A 26,042-nucleotide genomic window follows, 5' to 3' on the forward strand; every position below is an offset into this window, starting at 1 on the left:
CAAATGGCTATTCTACGTTTGATTGGTTTTGGAAAAAAAGAAGAATTTAAGAAAGTGCTAGCAATTTTAAGAAAGAAAAAGCCTGATAGGACAAGGATCCTATGAAATTTGTCGTGTACAGAGAAATTATATGAATAATATAGTTAAAATTATAAAATTTTGTTTATATATAAATATATTTAAGTTTGTATTTTTTTGCCAAATACAAAATTAGCTCCCTTCAGATATGATGAATTATCAACCAAAATCCACAGGTCTTCTGTATGGCAAAAATTATAAAAAACTATGAAGAATTAGTAACAGCAGGATATGGCCAAGGCCATGGACGCGATTATAAACCTTGCAAAACTGTTCAAAACTTCAGTTCAATTGGTCGCTCTCACAGAGTACAAGGTCGTGTCAGTAAACGTCTTCATCACTTATTTTCTGATCTAGAGCTATCCACTTTTTTACTACTTGATTGGAATCAGAAAGTTACAGATATTCGTGAACATTATCCTTTAGATATCTATGATCTTAACTCTATATGTTCTCGTTATCGGATGAAAAAGGTATCGGTTGATTATATACCGTTTACCCTATTTTCAGATTTTTTAGTTGATTTTGGCAAGTTTTCTATAGCACTTGACACTCTTTACAGCAAGGATCTGAATAAAGCTCATATTATTGAGACATTAGAAATTAAACGTCGTTACTGGGAAGAAGAGCACAATACTCCGTTCAAGCTGATTACTGAAAAAGACATTCCTGCGACGGTACTAGAGAACATTAAATGGCTGTATGTAGAAAAAAATGATCTTGAAATAACGAATCACATGATTGATCAAGCAGTTTATTTTATGGAAGAAATTAGCCAGTATCCTCAAAGCTCCTTAATCACCTTCTGCAAGCATATTGACCAAACTCAAAAACTGGATATCGGAACGACGCTCGCATTGTTCAGAAAACTATTTGCACTGCGAATACTGCAATTTAATCTAGAAATTTCGTACTTGGAGCTTAAACTCTCTGATATTCATGCAAGTAATTTGCTCCAGAATGAGAATACAGTCCATGCAACTAATTAATTCAGTTTACATCTTGAATTCAACACAATACCGAATACTCAAATTCCTACCGCAGTATACGGTATGGATTTCTATTGATAATAAAAATGCATTCCCTGAACTCATTTTATCCAAGGAACTTCAAACTCTCTCAGATGATCAAAGCCTGATACCAGCACAAGATCCTTATGAATACTTAAAACGATTAAACTTGAGTGAAGATTCTATTCAACTCAAAAAAAGAGAGGAAAACTTTTCAATTATTCAAGACCTTATTAATGATGAACAAGTTCTTATCAATGCAAAAATAAGAACAGCAAAAGTTAGAATGATACATCTGGAAAAAGAGGTATCAATTAATAAAATTCTACGACTACTAAGACGTTACTGGCAACGTGGGCAAACTATAAATGCTTTGGTACCGGACTATGAAAACTCAGGTGGAAAAGGCAAAAAAAGAGTTATAGGTAATAAAAAGATTGGCAGACCACGAATCTATGAATCAAGTGAAGGTAAGAATGTCACTGAACAGGTTGAATTATATTTTAAGAAAGCCATCGAAGAGTATTTAATTCCTATCAAAAAACAATCCATTAACGAAACTTATCTTCGATTTAAAAATTCATTTTCTAAGCAATTTCATCAAGTGCAAGCCGCAGATATTCCAACGTATACTCAATTCTATTATTTTTATAATACGCGATACAGAAATAAGAACAATTCCAAGGAAATTCTGACGAATCAGAAAACCCTGAAAGATCACAAACCTCTGACTTCAACAGCAGCCAAGCAAGCAAATGGTCCTGGTGCGCGTTATGAGATAGATTCAACAATTGCTGATATCTACCTTGTATCATCACGAGATCCATCACAGATTATTGGCAGACCTACCGTATATATTGTTATCGATGTATTCAGCCGAATGATTACTGGGCTTTATGTCGGTATGGAAAACAGTTCATTTAACACAGCCATACAATGCCTCAGCGTTGCAATCCAAGATAAAGTGACATTCTGTCAGAGTTACGGCTTGCAAATACAATCGGAAGACTGGCCTATTTATGGTTTACCTAGTGCCATACTTGCAGACCGCGGTGAACTAATTGGATATCAAATTGAACTTCTTGAAAAAAACTTTTCTGTTCGAATTGAAAATGCTCCACCATATCGAAGCGATGCCAAAGGTATTGTGGAGAGGGCTTTCGGAATCATTCAGTCACGCTTTAAATCCTACGAGAATATCGGTGTTGTTTCTGGATTCAAGGAAAAAAAGAAAGGCGGACATGATTATCGCCTAGAAGCTTGTCTGACTCTAGAAGAGTTCAGAAAAATCATATTAAGCTGCGTCTTATTACGCAATAATTTTGACGTTTTGACAAAATATGATCGCAGTGCCGATATGCCAACTGACCTGCCTTCTATCCCTCTTAAGCTCTGGCAGTGGGGCCTACAGCACCGTACTGGGATGTTGAGACAAGTGGATAACAAATCACTATATGTTGGCTTGCTACCTAGGATCGATGCATCCTTAAGTGATAAAGGACTTAAAGTCAAAGGATTAGTCTATCAATGTTTGGAAATGCATCAACAAGGCTGGTTTATTCGTAACACGACCAAATCCCGCCCGAAAAAGTTGCGGATTGGTTTTGACCCATACTCAGTAAATACCATTTATGTTTTCTTTGATGAAAATAAATTGGAATACTGGGAAGCCCACTTAAGTGATGCCTCACGTCAATATCAGCATCTGACCTGGTGGGAAGCTGAACAAATTCAAAAAGCGATCAAAACTGTTGAAAAACAGCATTCGCAACTAAAGTCTGTAGCCATCAGTGAATTGCAGGATTTTACTGACAAAATCATTCATGCAGCACAGAGTCGGCAGGCTCAAGTAGGAGTACACCAACTTTCTAAAGCACAACGTACTCGGGATATCCGTCAGAATAAACAAGAAGCTATCCAAGTGGAACGTGCGGAACATCTCCAGAACAGACCCAGCAATTCTATCCAGACTATCAATCCCAACCAAGACAATTCTCAAATATCCCAATCTGACAGCAGCAATCTGGATTTAACCAGTCAACCAGACTTAATGAGACAATTATTTGAAGAGGACGATGAAGAATGAATAATAATGAAATAGTAGTTAATACATCGATACAAGACATCTATGGGGATAATCCTCTCATTACTAAATTACCGCCTATCCTTGATACAAAGTCAGTCATTAAACACCTACGGGGAAAACTGAAATTTATTCCAGAACAACGTTTCTTACCCCAACCAGAAAGAATCCATCTGATTGCTCAGCTGCCTCATGATTTTTTTCAACCACTGACCAAACATCTATCACTGGAACAAAAAATTTCTATCATGATCCGGCAAGGTTACGTGAGTAGAAACATCAATAATGGTGATAGACAAAGGCATTTACACGCCGCTTTTCAACAACTTGAACCATCAAATGAAAGTTCTTACCGATATGCACCTCCAGAATCAACTGCGACCAGCATGTCAATTATAGGATGCTCAGGAAGCGGCAAAACAACGACGATGAACAAGATTTTGCGTTATTACCCGCAAGTGATTGAGCATAAAGAGCTAGGATTAAAACAAATTGTTTTCCTTAAAATTGATTGCCCGCATGACAGCTCTTTAAAAAACTTATGTTCAAACTTTTTTAGAGCAGTAGATTTAGCATTAGGAGATACTAACTTTGAGCATCGTTTCACCAGAAGCCGCTTAAATGTGAATGCAATGCTGCAACAGATGAAAATTATCGCAAATAATTATTCTATTGGACTTCTGATCATTGATGAAATCCAGCATTTGAATACAAAAAAATCTGGCGGGGCTGAGATCATTCTTAATTTCTTTGTCACGCTGGTGAATGTGGCATCGATCCCTATCGTGATGATTGGGACACCTAAAGCGAATGAAATCCTGCAAGAAGACTTAAGGTCAGCTAGACGCAGTGCAGGATTAGGCTCTTTAATCTGGGAACCTATGCGAAATGAAGCGCCTATTCCCGATCCTGGCGACCCTGATCAAATGATCATTTCTGAATGGTATGCCTTTACCAACAAGCTGTGGCAATATCAATGGATTCAACAACCAGCTGAACTGACCGATGAATTAAGAAACACTTGGTATTATTATACGCAGGGTATTCCAGATCTAGTGGTTAAGCTGTTCTGTCTGGTACAAATTCACGCCATCACCATCGGCCTGGAAAAAATCACCTCAGAATTATTTAAAAAGGTCTATGAAGAACAATTACAGCCAGTCCACGACATTTTAGATGCACTGCGTTCAGGCAATCCCGCACGTATTGCACGGTATTCTGACCTAACCATCCCTCAAGTTCAAATTGAAGAATATGTTGAAAAACAACGTTTTAAATCTGAATTAAAAATGGAAAAACAGCATAAAGATTTAGGACCGCATTATTCTACCCTCATTGGTATGCTGACAGCCTTTGGTCACCCGGCTGCTACAATAGAACAGTATGTTACTTCTACATTAAAACGATATCCAAACGAAAAATTACAGGTACTTCTCCAGCATATTTTAGAGATATTAGATAGCTCTTCCACTGAAGATGAACTTGAAAAAGATCAGATTACAACTCCAGTAAAGAAGCCAAGAGCATCACGTAAAGTGATGAAAGCAGAGGAATGGAAGAGTACTGAAGCGAATGATTTACGAAATTTTTTCAGTCAAGCACAAGAACAGGAAATAGATGTTTATGAACTATTAAAATCATCGAACTACTTGTTTAATCCTACACAGCCAATTTTGCATTAAGCAGAAAGAATGGAGGGTGAGACATCGTGATTTCGAATTTTCCAACCCCATATCCGGATGAGTTAGTTTACAGTGTGATTGCACGTTATGCAGTTCACCATGGAATTCTGAGTCCAAAATATCTCACAGAAGAATTATTCAATAGCAGGAATTTAACACCAACTTATGATTTACCTTCGCATCTAGACAGGTTGGCCAGTTATTTACCTGATCATTATGATGTGCATAGTCTCATTCAAAATCATACATTGTTCCCCCTGTTTCAGCCATTTCAACCAAATAGTGTTGTGAATTATGCAGTACAAGCTCTACGAAGTGAGCGCACTCAATCACTGCACACAAAATTGGGGAAAAATGCGTCACGAATTAAATCTGTGAATTTTTTTCGGTTCTGCCCTCATTGCTGGCAAGAACAGATGGAGCAATATGGTGAAGTTTACTGGAAACGCAGCTGGCAGATTACAGGATATGAATATTGTACAAAGCATGCATCCCCCCTTTTTGTAAGCTCTGTCTCGTGTAATGGACTAGACCGAAGGTACTATGTTGCTCATTTAAATGCTCTTAAGGACTCTATTCAGCTCGCATTAAATTCTGAGGACTTAAATAAGCATAGTGAACTTGCAGGATTGATTGAAGAACTATTGTCTAATTCAGACACAATCACTTTAAAAAACTTTTCTTCTATATCTGTCGCTTACTTCAATATTTTAAAAGATCGGAACTTACTTTCAGGTCAAAAAAATATCAATTATGAAAAAGTTCGTCAACTTGTTGTCGATTATTGGGGGGAAAGTTTTCTTCAGTACTATCACCTAGGTGATCTGCGGTCTGAGAATTGCTGGCTCAAGAATATCTGCAGAAAACACCGAAAAGCTTTTTCATATCTCGAACATTTGATCCTGATAAGGGCTCTGGTTCCCACATGCAGCCCAATTCACACGTATCAACAATACCTTGATATGGCGGCCACAGCTATAGAAGAACAAACCATCCAAGTCAATGTGAAACCTGAGACTAATCAAATATTTTCGGATGATCAAATCAAATGGATACAGTTAATTCAGGAATTACCAGTCAAATCAGCCCGCCAAAAAAATGGTGCACTGTATGCTCGTTTGTATCGTAGCCAAAAAGAATGGCTATTAAAGATCAATCAAACCGCTGTCATGGCACCACTCTCCCCACCCAAGCCACGTGTCGATTGGAATATTCGAGATCGTCAGTTTATGAAACAACTGATTAAGATACGTGATGAATTATTAGAAGACATAGACTCACCACAATGGACTAAAAAATTTTTGATCAAACAACTCGGTCATGTCAGCCTGATTGAAAAAAACTGGCATTTTCTGCCATTGACTACAGCATTTCTAGATCGTTACGCTGAGTCTGTAGAGTGTTATCAAATACGTCGTCTTACTCGGACATTTATTCATCAACAAATTGAGAATAAGTATTATCCGCCGAGTGTCTTTCTACGCCTATCCGGATTAAGCCCAGAACGCTTAACACCAGAAGCGCGTCGATTTTTTAATCATATAATGGGGTAAAAATAGTGAGGATGCTTCCTTTAGCCTGTGTATCAAAAGAAAACATTTACTATTATGCAACACAGATTACTCGTCGTGGGACAACTCGTTTTTATATCGATACAACTTTATGTGATGCACCTGATAACAGATATTTTGATACTAAAATGCCAATTGAAAGCATCCTCTTATATCACTACAAAACACCACTAAATCAAATTGAACCAGTACCTCTAGTCAACCGTAAGCTCACTCAAATCAATTTAGGAATCTTGAACAAGACAAATGCAGAAAATCCAACTGTAAATACCCATCCAAAATATCGCAATCGTCGCTGCTTCAGTTTCCAATATCACAATTTGGGAGATGCTTTGGATGGTTGGACCATTCAAATACCTAAACTGGTATTCGGAAGAGATCTCCTCTTCTCTCACCCATATTTTTTACGAGCGGCATTGTTTGCTGAAAGATACACAACTGATGTACTAATTGATCGCAATGAAAAGAAAGCATTTCATATTTTTATTGCACCGAACAGAAAAATAACCACAAAGGATTTAAAAGATCCTGTTTTTCTACAAAGACTAGCCTTAATCCTTTTATATCCTGAATTAAATCAGACTTTCTTAAGTGTGTATGAAAAAACCATTGCAAACCAGGCCCATTCACCAGCCTACCACTTTGATATGGATGCCCCTGTCCTAGACAACATGCAACTCGATGTGGATGGTCTCATGTATCCAGAAAAAAAGATTTATCGTATCGAGCGTATCAACACTTTCGAAAATTTAGAAACAGGAATAAAGAAGCCCATCACGTTTCATGTGGTCACTCAAAAACGTTTGGGTGAGATTAAAGATATTTTTGGTGAAAATAAGGGGGAAAAACCGTCAGGGAGTCAAGATAAATCCAAACTTGACAGTAAAGCTAATGCTGATATCGATCAGCAAATTACACAACTGCGAAATAAAGTGGGGCGCATTATTACTATTGAAGATTTACGCTTCTCTATACATGCTTCCCGTTCAGAAATTGCTGGTCAAGGAGGGAATACAGGTGGAACAAATGATTCAATAGAGCAAGGTTTTGCAGGTGGTGAAGCACAAGATGATGGCACTTTACCAGGCTTTACCATAGATTCAGGCACCACTTTTGTAGATGACCATCATCATAATTTTTTCCTGATGGTAAAAGAAATCGAAAAAAAGGGGTATAAAGTCGAAAACATCCATAATAAAGATTTCGTAAAATGTGGCAGATTTAAAGGACATAAACTCAAGAATGGTAAAAATCGCCGATTTTATATAACACTAATACTCGATCAGAATGATAATGAGCTGTTTTACTTATGTGAAATAGACACATCAGATGGGAAAAAAAATATTTCTACACTCATGCTCAGATATGATCATAATAGCAATAAACTCATGAATCGGCAGATAGAGCTTTTCAAAATTGCAATCCTGTCACAATCTCTGAGTTGGCCTAAAGAATTTTTAACTAAAATACATGACATAAAGCCTTATACGATTAATCATCCTGCAAAAGACCTTATTGCCGTTGATGCTCGTTATTATGAAGACTGGGCAGAGCGTATTCTTGAGAAATGGCACTCAGTAAAAAATTCATCTTCACCAATCACATAACTCATACTCGACAATCTAGATCATGAGATTGAGATAAAAAAACCGATTGAACATCACATAAATAAGGCAGTTACAATCATGAGTGCATGAACTCTGATGAGAGAATTATGGTGCTATGATATGGTCACTCCTTCTGTTTCCCATTAGTTTTAAAGGATCTTGATAACTCACATGACAAAACTCACATGCTTTAAAGCCTACGATATTCGTGGAAAATTGGGTGAAGAATTAAACGAAGACATCGCTTATAAAATTGGCCGGGCTTATGGACAGATCTATCAACCTAAAACAGTAGTAATCGGTTGTGATATTCGTCTCAGCAGTGAAGACCTGAAGCAAGCGATCATTCGCGGTTTAAATGATGCTGGTGTTAATGTACTCGATTTAGGCATGACGGGTACGGAAGAAGTTTACTTCGGTGCCTTCCACCTGGATGTTCAAGGCGGTATTGAGGTGACTGCCAGTCATAATCCAATGGATTACAATGGCATGAAACTGGTGCGTGAAAATGCACGTCCGATCAGTGCAGATACGGGTTTAAAAGACATCCAGCTTTTAGCAGAATCAGGCGTATTTAAAGACGTTGAGCAAAAAGGGACGACCGAAAAATATAATATCCTGCCTGAATTCGTAGATCATCTCATGACTTACATCGAACCCTCAAAAATTGCACCAATGAAATTGATGGTAAACGCGGGTAATGGTGCAGCGGGTCATGTGATTGATGCGATTGAAGAAAAATTCAAAGTCCTGAATGTACCGGTAGAATTTATTAAAATTCACCATGAAGCCGATGGCACCTTTCCGAATGGTATTCCTAACCCGCTGCTCGTTGAAAACCGTGACAGCACGCGTAAAGCCGTGATTGAGCATGGGGCTGACATGGGCCTTGCCTGGGATGGCGACTTTGACCGCTGCTTCCTGTTTGATGAAAAAGGCCAGTTTATTGAAGGCTATTATATTGTGGGTCTATTGGCACAAGCGTTCTTGCTGAAACAGTCGGGTGAGAAAATTGTGCATGACCCTCGCTTGGTCTGGAATACCTTTGATATTGTTGAACAATACCAGGGTGAATCGATCCAGTCTAAATCCGGCCACTCTTTCATTAAAGAAAAAATGCGTGAGCATAATGCTGTGTATGGCGGAGAAATGAGTGCACACCATTATTTCCGTGACTTTGCCTATTGCGATAGCGGCATGATTCCATGGCTGTTAGCGGTGTCGGTATTGTCTGAAACTCAAAAACCGTTGTCTGCTCTGGTAGAAGAAATGATTGCAAAATTCCCATGCTCAGGCGAAATCAACTTCAAAGTGGCAGATACCCAAACGACCATTCAAAAGATTTTTGATCATTATGCCGATCAAAATCCAGCAATTGATCAAACAGATGGTGTAAGCCTGGATTTTGGTGCATGGCGTTTCAATGTACGCGCTTCCAATACCGAGCCATTACTGCGCTTAAATATTGAAAGCCGTGCAGATAAAAATCCTGAACCGATACAAGATTATGTGGATGAATTGACCCAACTGATTCAAGGCAATCGTTAAAAATAAGATTGCAATGTACAATTGTATTGCCATCTTATAAAAAGAGCTCAAATTGAGCTCTTTTATTTTAAAAACTAGTCATTTAAATTTTATATCTTTTGTTCACAAACTTTCCTGGCTGTTCAAAGTTAAGTACCTTGGCATAGTTACCTGCAGCAGTTGCATTTTCAGGGATGTCTTTGGTCACTATACTGCCCGCACCAATCGTTACATTATTGCCAATTTTAACATTTTCAATAATGCACACATTTGGCCCTATATAGACATTATCTCCAATCATAGCCGCTGGACCTAAATTTGCCCCAATCGTGGTATATTGTGATAAATTCACATTATTACCTATCGTTGCCGTTGGACTTACCACCAATGGTCCACCATGACCAATATATAAACCAAACCCAATTTTTGTATTAGCATGAATATCAATGCCATATTTTTTCTTTTTATAATAAAAAACAGGATAGGCAATCTTGGCGAGCAAAGTTTTAGAACTGGCAATTCTAAGCCACACAGAAAAATTAAATCCTCGATTAAAAAAATAATTTTTAATAAAAGAACTTAGTTTTTGATTGCCTGTATATCGATATAAATCACTCAAAATTAATTTCAAGATCATCGAATCCACCTGTCTGTTCATGATCGGATCTTAGATAAACCCTTTCGGATTTTGCTTTTGCCAGTTCCAGCTATCAGCCAGCATATCTTCCAGAGTATATTGCGGTTTCCAACCTAACTCTTGCATAGCACGGGTATTGTCTGCAAATGAAGTCGCCACATCACCTTCACGACGCGGCTCAATGCTATAGGCGACCGGCACATGGTTGACCCGTTCAAACGTTTTCACTACTTCTAGAACCGATGACCCCTGACCGGTTCCAATATTCCAGGCACGACAGCCTTTTGCCATAAGGCGATTATTCAAGGCACACAAATGCGCATTCGCTAAATCCACCACATGGATATAATCGCGCACGCCAGTTCCATCAGCTGTATCGTAATCATTGCCGAAGATCGACAGTTTTTCACGACGGCCAACTGCGACTTGAGTGACAAATGGCATCAGGTTATTCGGAATGCCTTGCGGATCTTCTCCAATACGACCACTTTTATGCGCACCGACCGGGTTGAAATAACGCAGTAAGGCAATCGACCAGCGTTGATCTGCTAGGGACAATTTCTGTAAAAGCTGTTCAACAATCAGTTTGGTATAACCATAGTTATTACTCGGCATACCTGTAGGCATGTCTTCATTTAAAGGTGATACATTCGCCTCATCATACACTGTAGCCGAGGAACTGAAGACCAGATTAAATACCCCTGCGCGCTGCATGGCCTGTACCAGTTGAATGGAGCCAGAAATATTATTGTCAAAATAAGCCAATGGAATTTGCTGGCTTTCACCTACCGCTTTTAACCCGGCAAAATGAATCACCGCATCAATGTGATGCTGCTGAAAAACCTGATCTAAAACTTGTGCATCACGAATGTCACCTTGCACAAAAGTAAGGTTTTTTCCACAGATCTGTTGTACACGGTTTAAAGACTCTTCCGAACTATTGCAGAGATTATCCAGCACAATGACTTCATGCTCTGAACTTAACAGTTCCACACAGGTATGCGAGCCGATAAAGCCTGCACCGCCGGTCACTAAGATTTTAGCCATCTGTTTTTCCTAATAATATCTTTAATAAACCTTGAGTCGAGGCATCCAGCTCTGAAATGTTCTGACTTTCGCCACTTAAAATCGGCAGCAGCTGATTGGCAATTTCCTTGCCTTTTTCTACGCCCCATTGATCAAAGGGATTGATATTCCAGAGTACAGACTGCACAAACACTTTATGTTCATACATGGCAATCAACATACCTAGGCTATAAGGTGTCAGCTCTTTGAGTAAAATGGTGCTACTGGGCTGATTGCCTGCATATTGTTTATAGGCAGGTAAATCATTGAGTTCAGTCTGATCTAATGCCTGATTACCAAATGCCAGCAAGCGTGACTGTGCTAGGCAGTTAGACAGTGCCAAATGATGCTGCTCAATCAAGGCATCGGCATTGTCTACATAAGTAAATTGCTGGGCATTATAGCGTTTTACCGGTGCAATAAAATCACAGCTGACCGCTTGTGTACCTTGATGCAATAACTGATAGAAAGCATGCTGGGCATTGGGTCCAACCTCTCCCCACACAATCGGGCAAGTATTGGTTTCAACGTGTTCACCTGTACGTTGAATCGATTTACCATTTGATTCCATTTCCAGCTGCTGTAAATAGGCCGCAAAGTATTTTAAACGGCCATCATAAGGCAAAATGGCATGGGTCTGGATATCTAGAAAGTTGGTATTCCAGGCACCCAGCAAGCCCATCAACACCGGAATATTCTTTGCAAAAGGAGCATTCCGGAAATGCTGATCCATGGCATAAGCCCCGGCCAGCAGCTGCTTAAAGCCCGCAACCCCGATACTAAGTGCCACCGGTAAACCAATACATGACCAGAGTGAATATCGCCCGCCAACCCAGTCCCAAAGCAACAACTGATTTTCAGGAGCAATGCCCCATTCGGTCATTTTCTCAGGTTTGGTCGAGACTCCAATAAAATGGTGCTTGAGAATATGTGGATGCTGACCTAAGGCTTTTTCCAGCCATAAACGCACGGTTTGCGCATTGGATAAGGTATCAATGGTGCCAAAAGACTTGGACGAGATAATAAATAAAGTGGTTTCAGGGCGCAGCTGATGCAGCAATGCTGACAGCTGGCTGCCATCCATGGTCGAGACAAAATGTACATTTAAAGGCTTGGCGGTCTGTTTTTTAAAATCAGATAGCGCGTGACTAACCATCACTGGCCCAAGATCCGACCCTCCAACACCAATATTGACCACATCCTGAATCACTTCACCGGTCGCACCGCGAAATTGACCGGCATGAATTTTTTCCACCAAGGCATACATACGCTGAAGTTGCTGATGGACCTGCGCAGCGACTTCAGCATGCTGCTGATCACGTGGAGGCAAACGTAATGCCCAGTGCATCGCCGCACGCTGTTCGGTATAGTTAATGGCTTCACGAGAAAACAGCCGTTTAATCCAGGGCTTGAGCTGTTGTGCATTGGCCCATTCAACCAAACGGTCAATTACAGCCTGATTGACCCGATGCTTGCTAAAATCAAAAACTACATTGTCTAAATTTACAGAAAATTTTTGAAAACGGTCATCTTCTTCTGCAAAGAAATCGGTTAAATGTTTATTTTTTAATTCATTTTTTAAGCTTAATAGCTTACCCAGAACTGAATGTGTCGCTTCTACTGGATAAAGTTGTGTTTGAGTCATCATTAACGCCCTACCCCTATATAGGCAAATCCCTGCGCTTTCACATAATCTGGATCATAAATATTTCGACCATCCAAAATCAGGGGATGCTGCATTATTTTTAATAAAGTTGGGTAATCGGGACTCCAATATTGTTTCCAGGCGGTTAACAGGCATAAGGCATATGCGCCGTTTACGGCTTCATACTGGTCAGTACAATAAATTAAGTCCTCACGATGTCCATAGACTTTTTCAATTTCAGCCAAAGCCTGCGGATCATGCAGTTTGACCGTCACTCCTTGCGCCCATAAGGCTTTCAGCATGGTATGAATGGGGGATTGCTGGATACGTGCCGTATTTTCTTTAAAAGAAGCACCCCAAATTGCCACCGTTTTGTCTTTTAAATCGCCATGGTAATAATTCCAAAGTTTTCTAAACAGCAGCTCTTTTTGCTGTTCATTGATTTCCCAAACCTGCGCCAACAGCTGACTTTTCGTGCCGGTCCCGGACACGGTATTGGCCAAAGTAAGAATATCATGCGAGAAGTTCTCTCCGCCAAAACCCGCACCTGGATACAGATACGACGACCCGATCCGGCTATCCGCTGCCATGCCCTGACGCACATGCTCGATATCAATGCCCAGTTTTTCCGCAACTACGGCCAGGTCATTGATATAACTAATGCGTGTCGCCAACATGCCTGAAATGCTGAGTTTGGTAAATTCAGCATCTAAAATGGGCATAAATAAATATTGCTGATGACGTGGAAATAATGGTCGCAGTAATTCCTGGATTTTGAATTGAACCTTGCTTTGCTCACAGCCCACAATCAACTGTTCGGCTTGAGTCATGCTGACCAAGGCATTTCCCTCCTGAATAATATCGGGTAAATACACCCAATCATCTTCAGGTAAATACTTTTGTAATTTGTCCGTACCATGCAAGCCTAGCGTGGATGCATTAATCATCAATTTAGGATGAATAATTGGACGCTGACCGATTTCTTTTAATATTTCAATCCCCAAATTTTCTTCAGTCGGATTAAAACTAAAGAAATAAGCATCGATATCCAGGGCAATATCATGCAGGTGACAGTATTTTAAAAACCCACTTTGTTGCTGTTTATCCAGTAACTGTTTGACTGCATCATCTTGGGCATAAGCTTGTTCTAAAGCACTTTTTTTTAGAAAATCACACCAATACACCTGATGACCACATTCAGCCAACAATGCTGACAGGACACCTGAATAGAGGGTTTGTCCAAATACTGCAACCTTCATTATTCTATCACCTTATAATACAAGTTCCTGGATGAGCGCTTTGAAATCCTCACCCAATTTAGGATGATCTATACCATAATGTAACACTGCTTTGAGATAACCCAGTTTGCTGCCGCAGTCAAAGGTTTGACCTTTCATTCGATAGGCTTCAACCGTTTCCGTCTTTTGTAATTCTGCAATCGCATCGGTGAGCTGAATTTCGTTCCCTGCACCTTTGGGGGTATTTTCCAATAACTGCATAATTTTGGCAGGCAGGACATAACGCCCTACGACGGAAAGATTAGAGGGTGCCGTACCAACTACCGGTTTTTCTACAATCCCTTGCATTTTAATACTTTCGCCTTCTGCCGGAGATGCAGCCACATCCACAATGCCATATTGATCGACTAGATGATCCGGCACAGCTTCCACCATAATTTGTGAAGCTTGGGATAAATTAAAACGTTGAATCATTAAGCTCAAATCATTTATTGACTCTGGATCTTTCACCAACACATCAGGCAATAAAACCGCAAAGTCATCATCACCAATCACGGCTTTCGCACAGAGCACGGCATGACCTAAACCGAGGGGTTGTGGTTGACGCACGCTGATCACACTAACATGGGAGGGTAAAATTTCTGTGATTTCTGCAAGCAAATCGAATTTCTTTTTATTTTCAAGTGTCGTTTCAAGCTCAAAATTACGGTCAAAGTAATTTTCAATCGATGCTTTAGATGAATGTGTGACCAGGATAATCTGTTCAATTCCTGCTGCAACAGCCTCACGTACCACATATTCAATCGCTGGACGATCCACCACCGTCACCATTTCTTTAGGAATAGACTTACTGGCTGGAAGAAAACGGGTACCCAAGCCTGCGACTGGCAAAATGGCTTTCTTAATCATAAATGAACTTCACTTAATTGACTTTAATTTCTTTACCACGTTGATAGCCATCAACATAATATTCAAGCTGTGACAAGGCCCAGTCGATATCTGCCTGCGTAGCAGAAAGTTCCTGGATTTTATCAAACACTTGTGTAATTTCCTGTAACGGAACGTGTTTTTCAAATGATCTCAGGATACGATTGTGTGAGGTAATATCGGTATTTTCCTGATCAATTAACAGTTCTTCATACAGCTTTTCACCTGGACGCAAACCAGCATACTGAATTTCTATATCGCCCTCCGGATGCTGCTCATCACGGACTTTCAGTCCGCTCAAGGCAATCATTTGACGGGCCAGATCCTGGATACGCACTGGTTCACCCATATCCAGCAGGAATACATCGCCACCAACACCCAAGGCACCGGCCTGAATCACCAGCTGTGAGGCTTCCGGAATAGTCATAAAGTAACGGGTCACATCCGGATGAGTGACTGTAATCGGTCCACCCTTGGCAATCTGCTGCTTGAACAAGGGTACCACTGAGCCGGAAGAACCGAGCACATTACCAAAACGGACAATACTGATCTGGGTCTGCTGTTGCGCTTCTGCCATCGCCTGGCAGTAAAGTTCTGCCATGCGCTTACTGGCACCCATGACGTTAGTTGGACGTACAGCTTTATCGGTTGAGATCAGGACAAAGGTTTCGACGCCTTTTTTGACCGCAGCATTAACGCTGAATGCTGTCCCTACTGCATTATTTTTAAGCCCTGCTAGCGGATTACACTCTACCAGCGGTACATGCTTATAAGCTGCCGCATGATAGACGGTTTGCACTGCATACTGCTCAATCACACGTTCCAGTTTTTGCTGCTCCAGCACCGAGCCCAGAATCGGAATAATCTCACACTGAGACATTAAACGTAATTCTTTATCAATGCTATACAGGGCAAACTCGGTTAACTCGAAAATAATGATTTTTGCCGGCTGGTTTTTCACAATCTGCCGGCACAGCTCTGAACCTATAGAGCCGCCTGCACCGGTGACCATCACCACTTTATCTTTAATATTCTTGGCCAGAAGCTCTGCTACGGGCGGCACCGGATCGCGTCCCAGCAGGTCAATAATATCTACTTCCTGAATATCAGAAATCCGGATTTCACCATCGACCAGTTTGGTCAATCCCGGAATCTCGGTAATTTTTAAATGTGCTGGTTCTAAAAATTTAATGATTTCACTTTTACGGACCCGTCCGACTGAAGGCAAAGCAATCAGAATTTCATCAATTTTTTGCTTACTCATGAGCTTTAGGGCTGTCTGGGCATCATAGACTTTAAGTCGCCCCAGCTGCTGTCCAGTCAATGAGCGTTTGTCATCAATAAACATGACCGGTAAATGCTCATTGGAACGATAAAGTGCAGCAGCAACCTGTTGGCCTGCATTACCCGCGCCATAAATCGCAATGCGTTTTTTCTGTACGTCAGCCTGCAAATAGGAACGGATAATAAAGCGGATAATGCCACGGCTAAACCAGATCCAGGCAAACATCATAAAGCCGAACATCAGCGGAATAGAGGTCGGAATAAATGCCGGGGTAAAATAAGCCAAGGCATAAAGACCGAAGACAGCCAATGCAGTCGCCAGTCCTATTTTGATCATAAACACTTCATTATAAGTACGGACAATAAAGCGGTAAACCCCACAGAGCAAAAGCGATGCAACGGCAATGACACTCACCCAAACTGCACCAAAAGCCAGATGAGGCACTACCTCTGCGCCTAAATCAAAAAGACGAATCGCATAACAGAGCCAGATCAAGACAGGAAAAGCACAAAAATCCAGAATAATTAAAAATGCAAGTTTGGCGGCTCGCGGTGATTCTACGAAAGGCGTAATGATCGATTTCACTGGGTACGTTGTCTCAATTCTAATAAATTTTTAATGAATCATGATTCTATTGGTAACTTAGAGTGATAATAGAGAAATGCACCGAATACGGTGCATTTCTCTTGCAAAAGTTTAAGTAACTATTCTAGCAATAACGTGCTGAATTGCCATAACTGTTTTATTCATACTGTCATCACTTAAAGTTGGATGCACTAAAAACATTAGGCTGGTTTCACCGAGTTTCTGCGCATTTTGCAGGCGCTGTGCCGGACGCCATGGCGTGCCATCAAACGCATGTTCCAGATAGACTTCTGAACAGGAACCGCTAAAACAAGGCACATTCAGCGCATTAATTTCACCCATAATGCGATCACGTGACCATCCTTCAGGCAATTTTTCATTATTGACTTGTACATAACATTTATAGGCAGCATGTACATAGTCATCGGATGGGCGATGGACAGTAAAATATGGGCTGTCTGCAAATGCGGTATAAATTTTCTGCATATTGGCAAGCCGTTTTGCAGTCCACTCCGGCATTTTTTTCAGTTGAATGCGCCCAATAACTGCCTGCATTTCCATCATGCGCCAGTTGGTACCAAAGGAATCATGCAGCCAGCGGAAACCCGGTGGATGCTGCTTGTTATAGATGCTGTCAAAGTTTTTGCCATGATCTTTATAGGACCACATTTTTTTCCACAGGGTTTCGTCATTGGTGGTCACCATGCCGCCTTCACCGCCTGTGGTCATAATCTTGTCCTGACAGAAAGACCAGGCCGCGACATGGCCGATTGAACCGGCAGATTTGCCTTTATATTTTGCGCCATGCGCCTGGGCACAGTCCTCAATCACATACAGGCCTTTATCGGAAGCCAGCTGCATGATTGGGTCCATGTCACACATCCAGCCTGCCAGATGCACACAGATAATGGCCTTGGTATTGGGTGTAAGGACCGCTTCAATGGTACGACGGGAGATATTCTGGGAGTCCAGCTCGACATCGGCAAAGACTGGATTGGCACCAGCGGTGACAATGGAACTGGCAGAAGCTAAAAAAGTACGGGAAGTAACAATCACATCATCACCTGCACCGACTCCCAAGGCTTTCAAGGCTACATCCAAAGCTACGGTACCATTCGCCAATGCTACTGCATATTGTGTGCCAACAAATTGAGCAAATTCTTTTTCAAATTCACGGCATTCCTGTCCAGTCCAGTAATTCACTTTGTTGGATAACAAGACTTGGGAGACAGCATCGGCTTCTTCTTGCGTAAAGCTTGGCCATGGTTCAAATGCAGTGTTTAACATGATGTTTCCTGAATTTTTAAAATTTAAAAAATTATTTTTTCTCTAAAATACGTGCCGGATTGCCAACTACTGTCACACCCGGTGGAACGCTCTTGGTGACCACAGCACCCATACCCACTACCGCACCCTTGCCAATGACTAAAGGCTTGTCAGGTGTACCCTGCTTGATCACGGCACCTGTACCAATATAGGCATGGTCTTGAATATGGATATTGCCATTACATTTCACCCCGGGAGCAAAGGTGACATAGTCACCGATGACACAGTCATGAGCGACATAGCTATAAATATTGGCATGAAAGAATTTTCCAATTTTGATATTGGATGTCAGACAAGTGAAAGGACAAAGTAAGCTCCCTTCACCAATATGCACCTCATCTAGAATAACTGTATTGCCTGCATGAACATCTAAATGCTGAATCTGATCTTCATTTAAACGCTGAACCAGTTTTTCACGAACTTGACTATTCGCGATAGCAATGGTTACAGCCTTATGTGTATTTGGTTGGGCGACGAAATCCTGATAACTTAAAATGGCATAGTCATTTAAACTATTGCCTGCTTGGCCATCATCAATAAAAACAAAGTTATCTTTAGCTAAAGTTGGAAACTTTTGGCGAACCAATGGCATAACTTCTTTACCAAAACCACTTGCACCATAAACACCAATATATAAAGTTGCCATTATGTTTCATCCTTGTGTTGTGAACCAGTAAAGCGTGTCATGGTCGCTTCACCCTCGGCACTGATATCGTCTTTTGCTAAAACTTTATGTACCGTTTTAAACATGATTTTAAAGTCGAGCCAGATGGATTGATTTTCCACATACCAGGTATCCAGCTTGAATTTTTCTTCCCAGCCAATTGCATTGCGACCATTCACTTGTGCATGACCAGTCATACCCGGACGAACATCATGGCGTTTAGCTTGTTCAGGGCTATAAAGCGGCAGATATTCCATCAACAGTGGGCGTGGGCCGACAATACTCATATCACCTTTAATTACATTCCATAGTTCTGGCATTTCATCCAGACTGGTGGAACGCAGCATTTGGCCAAAAGGCGTTAAACGCTCACTGTCCGGTAATGGGTTACCCTGCTCGTCTAAAGCATCTTTCATGGTGCGGAACTTGATCATCTCAAAGGGCTTGCCATTTAAACCGGGACGCACCTGACGGAATAAAATCGGAGAACCTAAATTCTTTTTTACTTTATAAGCAACAAAGGCATAAAGTGGTGAAAGCAGGATCAGGGCGATGGAAGCGATGATAATATCGAGAAGGCGTTTTAGCATTATATTATCCTTGCGCTACCCACTCAGCAAACTTTTGCGAAAGTTCCTGACGGTCGAATTGAGATCGAGCTAATTCTTGTGCATTCCTTCCCATTATCACAAGCTCATCACGATGATCTGCCGCATACTCCAATGCATCGGCAAAAGCTTGAGGATTTTCAGGTGGCACAGCAAAACCACAATGTTTTTGTTGAATTAATTCCGCTAACCAGCCAGTATAGTTATTCAACACAGGCAAACCAGCTGCAATATAATCAAAGAACTTGTTTGGAGAAGTACCATAATAAAATGCAGGCACATTGGCTAAAATTTGCAATCCCATATCTGCACTTGCCATGAGGCCTGCTAGCTTGGTTTTATTTACTGGATCATGAAAAATAATATTGTTCAGTTTTAAATCTGTAGCACGTTGCTGCAAGGCTTGCTTTTGCATACCATCACCTACCAGTACTAGCTTAATGTCATCTCTTTTACGCTGCTGTAGCTCAACAGCCACATCAATGACTGCATTTAAACCATTGGCTAAACCATGTGTCCCCGTAAAAATTGCCATTAAATCAGTACTTTTTACCTGTTCAGGACGCCAAGCCTGTTGTTCTTGGGCAAAAATATCTAAATCACAGCCATTTGGAATAGATGCCACTTTTTTTGGATCAATACCACGTTTGACAATACCTTCTACGATACCTGGCGATAGTCCAACCAAACGGTCTGCTGAATGGTAAGACACCCACTCCAATATAGACATCATCCACAATACAATTGGATTTTTAATCACCCCCATCGCTTTAGGTAGTTCTGGCCATAAATCACGGACTTCAAATACAAAAGGTTTGCGGCGCAGCCATTTTGCAAAAACACCTGGAATACCTGCTGTAAGTGGTGTAGTGGTTGCAAATAGCACATCATATTGTTCTGTAAATGCTACTTTAATTGATTTAAAAGCAAAGCTTAAAAAAATTAAAATCCGTTTTAAAAACGAAAGACTATTTGAATATGGCAATTCAAACTCAATAATTTCAATTCCATCGACTACCCCCCGACGCATTCCATTTTCAAATGCTTGGGTTAACCCTGTCTGCCCTGCACCAAATGAGCCACATACCATTGTGACCTGATGACCATTGCGAATAAGTGCTTGAGCCATGGCATAAGAGCGAATACCCGCAGAGCCTTTGGGCGTAGAAAAATGCTGGTGGAAGTATAGAATTTTCATGTTAAGTCTTGAATAACCGTAGTAATACTTGTTGCTTGAGTTGCTTTAATTTCCAGTACAGGTAAAGACTGTTTTTGATAATAGTATCTTGATTCTTCACCCTGCACCAATTGCAGTGTTAACTTTGATTCTGAATGAACCACAATACTGATGTGACCGTTGCTCAGGACATTGCCTTGCAATTGCCACTGGTCTGGTTGTAAACGCCACCTTAAAACAGCCTGTGTTTTAAAACCAGAAATTGTATCTGTCACTTGAATACTCTGATCTTTGAGTGCAACTTCCCGCTTGTGTTTACATCCCCAATAATCCTGATAAGCACAGTTAAACTGATCTGGTTGATAATTTAGTTGACTCGGCTTTAACCATGCACCAAACAGAAAACGACTTAAGCGAGGCATTTGCTGATGCCCATCAAATTGTACCGTGTTATGACTGGCAACACCGCTAAAGTACTCTAAATCTTCTGGTGTAGAATTGTAACTATACGTACCGCCATCCCGTAAAATATTTTGCCCTTTCCACCAAACATCTAAATGTAAGGCATCACACTGACTTGGTCTAAACTTAAAAACAGGCAGTTTGAATGCAATAAAGAAATTTCGCTTTTGTGCAGTAATCAAACCACTTTTAGAAAAAAATTGATCTTTTTGAGGGACGCTTGAAAGGTTTATTACTTTTTTATCTAATTTAAAAAAATCTAAACTTTCATCATAAGTACCCTGAGCTGCGTAATAACTCTGCCCGGCAAATAAAGTACTAGCCAACTGCACACTGGGCCTAAAATCCCGATAATCTGTTGCTGAAACGGCCAATAAGCGTGCGCCATCATTTGCACCAATATTGGGTACATCGCCACTCGTTTCTTGTGTAAGCACATACAGCCAGTTGGTTGCTTTTAGCAATTGATGGTAAAGAACATCAGAAAATGCTTTTAAATTGAGTTGCTGGCGTACAATCTCTGCCAAACTATATGAATCTAGCATGACCCGATGATAAGTCACTGAATATTGGCTGAATCCACCATCTGCCATAATCAGTTTTTGAGCTCGATTTTCCAACCACTTCTGCCCAAGTTCTCGCCATGCTTTATATTCCGGTTTAGGTGTCACATGATTGAGTAATGCCCCACCTATAAAAAGTGCTGTCGCTTCAGAAGTACCATGGTTATTGTCTTGAGCGATTGCATAATCAATGGTAGGTGCAATCCGTTTTAAATGTAATGCTATAAGTTGTTGTATATTTTGACTCGGTTGTGTCAGTTGATTTAAACCAATTAAGCCTGCAATTAAATGCATGACCCGAATAGAGGCTTCTTGTCCACATTTCCAGTTAGGTCCTAAATAGGCAGAGTTTTTCTGGCACCAGTCATTTAACCATGTATCTAAAACATGCAGTGCTTCATCATTATGTTGTTGAGTTTGCAGAACAAAGTTGAGTACCCAATCAAAACGAGAAGCTTCCCAAATACCTTTAATATCACCTACATTTGCGTCAAAATCTGGAATTTTATACCAAGCCAAATGACTGTTTTGAAACTCATGTTGGGTTAACGGACTATAAAACCAGTTGGGAATACCCTGTGTTAAAGGATATTCCAAATAACCAAAAGCCTGTAATTCCTTTGGAAAATTGCTTAAAGTATTATGCTCAAGTGTAGTACTAAAAAAATGACCTTGTGGCAATTTTGCAGTAAGTTTTTGAACTCCATTTAATCCAAATTTTAATTCAACCCTGTATTTTAGGATCCTAAATAAATTTAAAAGTCCTAGGTTGAAAACAGTACTTAATTTTACGAATAGGGCTCTTGGCATTTTCGATCTACAATATTCTCATTACAAGATAACCGGTACAAAAACATTAAAATAGTTTTCATACCGAATAGGAGATTAATGTTAATCAATAAAGCTTGAAATCTCTTGCTCAAGCTATGAGTTTAATTAATAAAAGGCTATGCTCTTTGTTTAAGGAATTGGATAATTCTTTCAGAAGCCTTGCCATCTCCGTATGGATTATGCGCCCGTGACATTTTCCGATATTCTTGCTCGCAATCTAAAAGTTTTTGAACCTCAGTTATAATAACATTACTATTAGTTCCAACTAGTCGAACAGTACCTGCATCCACAGCTTCAGGGCGCTCAGTAGTATCTCGCATTACTAAAACAGGCTTGCCTAAACCAGGTGCTTCTTCTTGTACACCACCACTGTCGGTCAGTACTAAATAAGCATTCTGCATTAAATATACAAAAGGCTCATAGCCTAGTGGTTCAATTAAATGAATATTACTCAAACTACCCAATAAACGTTTCACAGGCTCTTGAACGTTTGGATTTAAATGAACAGGGTATATGAAATGTATTTCAGGATTACTTTTTGCCAATTGTTCAAGTGCAGTACAGATATTTTCAAAACCATCACCAAAATTCTCTCGGCGATGTCCTGTCACTAATATATAATGCTTATCAACTACTTCTAGACTTAAACCGGCTTGAGTTAAAGTATTTTGAATAGCTTCATGCAAAACAAAAGATGATTCAATTTTTCTCACTACCATTTGTAGTGCATCAATCACCGTATTTCCTGTGACTACAATCTGTGATTTTGGTATATTTTCTGCCAACAATGCATTTTGATTACGTATAGTAGGTGCAAAATGCCATTGTGCTAAGCGACCAGTTAAAACACGATTTGCTTCTTCTGGCCATGGTGAATACATGTTGTTAGTACGTAAACCTGCTTCAACATGCCCAATAGGAATTTGTTGATAGAAAGCTGCTAATGAGGCGCCAAATGTTGTAGCTGTATCCCCATGAACTAAAACAATATCAGGTTGGAAGTCTTTTAAAATATCACGTAATCCCAGTAATACACCTGAAGTTACATCATATAATTCTTGACCAGGCTTCATTAAATTTAGATCATAATCTGGTTGTATTTCAAAAAGCTCTAACACTTGATCCAGCATTTCACGATGTTGTGCAGTGACTACTACCTTCGAATCAAAAAAAGAATCTATCTCAAGCGCTTTAACCAGAGGGGCCATTTTGATCGCTTCTGGACGCGTACCAAAAACTGAAAGAACTTTCATTATTTAACTACCCCACAAAAGTCCAAAACAATCTTATCTTCCGAAATATTAAGTGTTCTGAACTCATTATGCGCAACAAGTAAAGCAATAATATCTGCTTTCTTAACAGCCTCATCAAATTTTGTAATTTTATAATAAGGATGATCTTGAACATTCGGTTCAACAATAAAATAAGTTTCACCTTTAGCTTGTTGCAATACTTTTTGTGTAATATAAATTGCCGGGGATTCACGCAAATCATCAATATTTGGTTTAAATGCTAAACCCATTAAAGCCACTGCTGGAGTCTTATTATTCTTAATTTCAAAATCACGAATAGCATTTGTGATTTTTTCTGCACACCAAAAAGCTTTGTAATTATTAATTTCACGCGCTTTACCAATAATTTGGGCTTCGCGTGGAAATTCAGCTGTAATAAAATAAGGATCAACCGCAATACAGTGCCCACCCACTCCACTCCCAGGTTGAAGAATATTAACCCGTGGGTGCTTATTGGCAAGGTGAATTAGTTCCCAAACATTGATATCAGCTTTATCGCAAATTAAAGATAATTCATTTGCAAATGCAATTTGAACATCACGAGATGAGTTCTCAGTCAATTTACACATTTCCGCAGTACGTGCATTGGTTTTATGTAACTCACCTTTCACAAATTGCTTATAAAAATCAACAGCTTTTTCAGTCGATGCTGGATTCACCCCCCCAATAACGCGGTCATTATGTACCAATTCATACATAACATTACCAGGCAATACTCGTTCTGGGCAATAAGCAATATAGAGTTTACCAGTTAATTCCGGACGCTGTGTATAAATAAACTCTTGCATACGCTCAGTTGTACCAACAGGCGAAGTAGACTCAATAATGTATAAATCACCTTCTTTTAGTAGTGGTAAAATACTCTCTGTAGCAGCCTGAATATAAGAGATATCTGGTTCATGATTACCTTTAAAGGGTGTCGGAACAACTATAAGATAGGTAGCAGCTTCAACAGGTTGTGTGTCTGCTTTTAAATATCCCGATTGTACTGCACTTGCTACTGCCAAATCTAAATCTGGCTCAACAATATGAATTTTCCCTGCATTAATTGTATCTACAACTTTCTGTGAAATATCAACCCCATGTACAGAAATTTCATGAGTAGCGATTAACGCAGATGTTGGCAGGCCAATATAACCTAGACCAAGAGTAGTTACTTGAGATTGCATAAAACACCTTAAAAAATAATTAGTAAGCTATTGAGTATTCAACTGAATAACCTGAACCATTGACACCTTGCAAATAAAAATAAACAACATCCTTACTTGAATCAAAGCCATAAGGAAACTGAATTTGACCATATTGAAATAGTTTCATATGCCAAATATCTTTTTTAAATTTTTCCACCAACTCCCATTTTTTTAAATCATGAGGAGAAGAACACCAAAGCTCGATATAATGTGAAGTGTTAACATCACTAGGCTCAATAACGGTTGCAAGCCAATAACGATTAGCTTGATAACTCATATAAAATACTGAACCACTAACATTTTGCAGTTTTTCTAAATTTCCTTTAAAATCAGATTTATAAATATAATTTTTTTCAAGAGGAGTGTCGGTTCCATATAGTATGACTTCATTAATGATCATGAAATCTACCGCACGAGTCTGCTGACTTCCTCTAATTATTGGCGTTGTCGTTTTGCCATCCCAACACCAAATACCAGCCTCATCCTTATAATCGCCGGTACTAAAATAAATTTTATCTTGATAGCAACGCACGGTATGTATGTGTCTCACATTTTTTATTTGTAATAATTTTTTTTGATCAAAACCATTATAAGATATAATTGAAACAGGATTTCTCTCTTGATTAGAGCAATACTCACCGTAGATTAATTCATCATTATAAAGATCAACACGAAGAGGTCTTCCACCTATCAAATTCAGAGGCTTACCGATTAACTCTCCATTAGAAGAAAAACGTGCACATTTTTTATTATAAATACAATAGTACCCACCTTTTCCATCATATATAAAGTGATGAACACCTAAACGAAGCATTCTCGATATTAAGTGAAATCTCATAAGAGTTTTCATAAAAATAGATACAGGTAACTTAATAATTTTTTCTTTTTTTAAATTTGACTGTGAGAAAATTTCTGAGCCTTGGGAAAAATATTTTTTCTCTTGATCAATTAATATTATTTTCCCTTTGAATTTACGTAAAATTCCCATT

At 39.7% G+C, this 26,042-nt stretch carries 20 protein-coding genes; 6 read left to right on the plus strand and 14 right to left on the minus strand.

Annotated features, from left to right (window positions below; translation table 11 throughout):
• Positions 1-263 precede the first annotated feature (263 nt).
• The 6 genes from FTU91_RS06735 (at position 264) to FTU91_RS06760 (ending at position 9,579) form a co-directional block, all read left to right on the plus strand.
• The gene (locus FTU91_RS06735) at positions 264-1,067 is read left to right on the plus strand and encodes a TnsA endonuclease C-terminal domain-containing protein (RefSeq protein ID WP_180081519.1); all 804 of its coding nucleotides are present in this window, start codon (positions 264-266) and stop codon (positions 1,065-1,067) included.
• Positions 1,054-3,174, plus strand: a complete 2,121-nt coding sequence (locus FTU91_RS06740) for a Mu transposase C-terminal domain-containing protein (protein WP_180081521.1) — start codon at positions 1,054-1,056, stop codon at positions 3,172-3,174. Before FTU91_RS06735 ends, FTU91_RS06740 begins: the two co-directional genes overlap by 14 nt.
• Positions 3,171-4,853: an AAA family ATPase gene (locus tag FTU91_RS06745; protein ID WP_180081523.1), complete on the plus strand. Its 1,683-nt coding sequence runs from the start codon at positions 3,171-3,173 to the stop codon at positions 4,851-4,853. Before FTU91_RS06740 ends, FTU91_RS06745 begins: the two co-directional genes overlap by 4 nt.
• A 26-nt stretch (positions 4,854-4,879) precedes the next feature.
• Entirely contained in the window at positions 4,880-6,406 is a 1,527-nt protein-coding gene (locus FTU91_RS16815) for a TnsD family Tn7-like transposition protein (RefSeq protein WP_180081525.1), read from the plus strand.
• A gap of 11 nt (positions 6,407-6,417) precedes the next feature.
• The gene (locus tag FTU91_RS06755) at positions 6,418-8,031 is read left to right on the plus strand and encodes a Tn7-like element transposition protein TnsE (RefSeq protein WP_180081527.1); all 1,614 of its coding nucleotides are present in this window, start codon (positions 6,418-6,420) and stop codon (positions 8,029-8,031) included.
• A 171-nt stretch (positions 8,032-8,202) separates the two neighbouring features.
• Positions 8,203-9,579, plus strand: coding sequence for a phosphomannomutase CpsG (locus FTU91_RS06760; protein WP_180081529.1), 1,377 nt, complete (start codon positions 8,203-8,205; stop codon positions 9,577-9,579).
• 82 nt (positions 9,580-9,661) lie between these two features.
• On the opposite strand, the gene FTU91_RS06765 is transcribed toward FTU91_RS06760, so the two are convergent.
• The 14 genes from FTU91_RS06765 to FTU91_RS06830 form a co-directional block, all read right to left on the minus strand.
• Entirely contained in the window at positions 9,662-10,195 is a 534-nt protein-coding gene (locus tag FTU91_RS06765) for a serine acetyltransferase (protein ID WP_180081531.1), read from the minus strand.
• A gap of 30 nt (positions 10,196-10,225) precedes the next feature.
• Positions 10,226-11,242, minus strand: coding sequence for a UDP-glucose 4-epimerase GalE (galE, locus tag FTU91_RS06770; protein WP_180081532.1), 1,017 nt, complete (start codon positions 11,240-11,242; stop codon positions 10,226-10,228).
• Positions 11,235-12,908 (minus strand): glucose-6-phosphate isomerase, encoded by a 1,674-nt coding sequence (gene pgi / locus FTU91_RS06775; RefSeq protein ID WP_257221669.1) that lies wholly within the window; start codon positions 12,906-12,908, stop codon positions 11,235-11,237. Before pgi ends, galE begins: the two co-directional genes overlap by 8 nt.
• Entirely contained in the window at positions 12,908-14,164 is a 1,257-nt protein-coding gene (locus FTU91_RS06780; RefSeq protein WP_180081534.1) for a nucleotide sugar dehydrogenase, read from the minus strand. Before FTU91_RS06780 ends, pgi begins: the two co-directional genes overlap by 1 nt.
• 12 nt (positions 14,165-14,176) lie before the next feature.
• Positions 14,177-15,052 carry a UTP--glucose-1-phosphate uridylyltransferase GalU gene (gene galU / locus FTU91_RS06785; protein ID WP_180081537.1) on the minus strand — a complete coding sequence of 292 codons (876 nt, stop codon included), beginning with the start codon at positions 15,050-15,052 and terminating at the stop codon, positions 14,177-14,179.
• A gap of 13 nt (positions 15,053-15,065) precedes the next feature.
• Positions 15,066-16,940, minus strand: coding sequence for a nucleoside-diphosphate sugar epimerase/dehydratase (locus FTU91_RS06790; protein WP_180081539.1), 1,875 nt, complete (start codon positions 16,938-16,940; stop codon positions 15,066-15,068).
• Between the two features lie 111 nt (positions 16,941-17,051).
• Positions 17,052-18,227 (minus strand): DegT/DnrJ/EryC1/StrS aminotransferase family protein, encoded by a 1,176-nt coding sequence (locus FTU91_RS06795; RefSeq protein WP_180081540.1) that lies wholly within the window; start codon positions 18,225-18,227, stop codon positions 17,052-17,054.
• Positions 18,228-18,258: 31 nt separating this feature from the next.
• Complete coding sequence (locus FTU91_RS06800) at positions 18,259-18,912, minus strand: NeuD/PglB/VioB family sugar acetyltransferase (protein WP_180081547.1); 654 nt, start codon at positions 18,910-18,912, stop codon at positions 18,259-18,261.
• Positions 18,912-19,520: a sugar transferase gene (locus FTU91_RS06805; protein WP_159123849.1), complete on the minus strand. Its 609-nt coding sequence runs from the start codon at positions 19,518-19,520 to the stop codon at positions 18,912-18,914. Before FTU91_RS06805 ends, FTU91_RS06800 begins: the two co-directional genes overlap by 1 nt.
• A gap of 4 nt (positions 19,521-19,524) precedes the next feature.
• Positions 19,525-20,736, minus strand: a complete 1,212-nt coding sequence (locus FTU91_RS06810) for a glycosyltransferase family 4 protein (RefSeq protein WP_180081550.1) — start codon at positions 20,734-20,736, stop codon at positions 19,525-19,527.
• Positions 20,733-22,550, minus strand: coding sequence for a heparinase II/III-family protein (locus FTU91_RS06815; RefSeq protein WP_180081553.1), 1,818 nt, complete (start codon positions 22,548-22,550; stop codon positions 20,733-20,735). The genes FTU91_RS06810 and FTU91_RS06815 overlap by 4 nt, the downstream gene beginning before the upstream one ends.
• 137 nt (positions 22,551-22,687) lie before the next feature.
• Positions 22,688-23,824, minus strand: a complete 1,137-nt coding sequence (gene wecB / locus FTU91_RS06820; protein WP_180081554.1) for a non-hydrolyzing UDP-N-acetylglucosamine 2-epimerase — start codon at positions 23,822-23,824, stop codon at positions 22,688-22,690.
• Complete coding sequence (wecC, locus tag FTU91_RS06825; protein WP_180081556.1) at positions 23,824-25,032, minus strand: UDP-N-acetyl-D-mannosamine dehydrogenase; 1,209 nt, start codon at positions 25,030-25,032, stop codon at positions 23,824-23,826. Before wecC ends, wecB begins: the two co-directional genes overlap by 1 nt.
• 19 nt (positions 25,033-25,051) lie before the next feature.
• Positions 25,052-26,041, minus strand: coding sequence for a hypothetical protein (locus FTU91_RS06830; protein WP_180081558.1), 990 nt, complete (start codon positions 26,039-26,041; stop codon positions 25,052-25,054).
• Position 26,042 lies beyond the last annotated feature (1 nt).

Source organism: Acinetobacter sp. YH12201, from assembly GCF_013418145.1.
Classification (GTDB): domain Bacteria; phylum Pseudomonadota; class Gammaproteobacteria; order Pseudomonadales; family Moraxellaceae; genus Acinetobacter.

Bases quoted from the DNA above. Each gene is read 5' to 3' on its own strand.
- FTU91_RS06805 (WP_159123849.1), bottom strand. From the start codon at position 19,520: ATGCTAAAACGCCTTCTCGATATTATCATCGCTTCCATCGCCCTGATC.
- FTU91_RS06735 (WP_180081519.1), top strand. From the start codon at position 264: ATGGCAAAAATTATAAAAAACTATGAAGAATTAGTAACAGCAGGATAT.
- FTU91_RS06810 (WP_180081550.1), bottom strand. From the start codon at position 20,736: ATGAAAATTCTATACTTCCACCAGCATTTTTCTACGCCCAAAGGCTCT.
- FTU91_RS06740 (WP_180081521.1), top strand. From the start codon at position 1,054: ATGCAACTAATTAATTCAGTTTACATCTTGAATTCAACACAATACCGA.
- galU (WP_180081537.1), bottom strand. From the start codon at position 15,052: ATGATTAAGAAAGCCATTTTGCCAGTCGCAGGCTTGGGTACCCGTTTT.
- galE (WP_180081532.1), bottom strand. From the start codon at position 11,242: ATGGCTAAAATCTTAGTGACCGGCGGTGCAGGCTTTATCGGCTCGCAT.
- FTU91_RS06765 (WP_180081531.1), bottom strand. From the start codon at position 10,195: ATGATCTTGAAATTAATTTTGAGTGATTTATATCGATATACAGGCAAT.
- FTU91_RS06830 (WP_180081558.1), bottom strand. From the start codon at position 26,041: ATGGGAATTTTACGTAAATTCAAAGGGAAAATAATATTAATTGATCAA.
- pgi (WP_257221669.1), bottom strand. From the start codon at position 12,908: ATGATGACTCAAACACAACTTTATCCAGTAGAAGCGACACATTCAGTT.
- FTU91_RS06780 (WP_180081534.1), bottom strand. From the start codon at position 14,164: ATGAAGGTTGCAGTATTTGGACAAACCCTCTATTCAGGTGTCCTGTCA.
- FTU91_RS06795 (WP_180081540.1), bottom strand. From the start codon at position 18,227: ATGTTAAACACTGCATTTGAACCATGGCCAAGCTTTACGCAAGAAGAA.
- FTU91_RS06760 (WP_180081529.1), top strand. From the start codon at position 8,203: ATGACAAAACTCACATGCTTTAAAGCCTACGATATTCGTGGAAAATTG.
- FTU91_RS06745 (WP_180081523.1), top strand. From the start codon at position 3,171: ATGAATAATAATGAAATAGTAGTTAATACATCGATACAAGACATCTAT.
- FTU91_RS06800 (WP_180081547.1), bottom strand. From the start codon at position 18,912: ATGGCAACTTTATATATTGGTGTTTATGGTGCAAGTGGTTTTGGTAAA.
- wecB (WP_180081554.1), bottom strand. From the start codon at position 23,824: ATGAAAGTTCTTTCAGTTTTTGGTACGCGTCCAGAAGCGATCAAAATG.
- FTU91_RS06755 (WP_180081527.1), top strand. From the start codon at position 6,418: ATGCTTCCTTTAGCCTGTGTATCAAAAGAAAACATTTACTATTATGCA.
- FTU91_RS06815 (WP_180081553.1), bottom strand. From the start codon at position 22,550: ATGCCAAGAGCCCTATTCGTAAAATTAAGTACTGTTTTCAACCTAGGA.
- wecC (WP_180081556.1), bottom strand. From the start codon at position 25,032: ATGCAATCTCAAGTAACTACTCTTGGTCTAGGTTATATTGGCCTGCCA.